The organism is Myxococcaceae bacterium JPH2 (assembly GCA_016458225.1).
Classification (GTDB): domain Bacteria; phylum Myxococcota; class Myxococcia; order Myxococcales; family Myxococcaceae; genus Citreicoccus.
In genome coordinates, this window is the sequence record JAEMGR010000142.1 from 1 (window position 1) to 335 (window position 335).

Annotated in this window: 1 protein-coding gene; it reads left to right on the forward strand. The window is 63.3% G+C overall.

What is annotated here, in order from left to right; translation table 11 throughout:
• Positions 1 to 27 precede the first annotated feature (27 nt).
• A partial coding sequence (mce, locus tag JGU66_36490) for a methylmalonyl-CoA epimerase (GenBank protein MBJ6766276.1) occupies positions 28 to 335 on the forward strand: 308 nt, incomplete at its 3' end.

Below are 335 nucleotides of genomic sequence, written 5' to 3' on the forward strand. Positions count from 1 at the left end.
GTCCCGATTGGCAAAGAGGAGAGCAGGATGATCGGACGGTTGAACCATGTCGCCATCGCGGTGCCCGATCTGGAGGCGGCGTCGGCGCAATATCGTGATACGCTCGGCGCTACCGTGCGCGCGCCGCAGGATGAACCGGATCACGGGGTGACGGTCGTCTTCATCGAACTGCCGAATACCAAGATCGAACTGCTTTATCCGCTGGGCGAGAACTCCCCCATCGCGGGCTTTCTGGAAAAGAACCCGGCCGGTGGCATCCATCACATCTGCTATGAGGTCGAGGATATCCTGGCCGCGCGGGATCGGCTGAAGGCCGCGGGCGCGCGGGTGCTGGG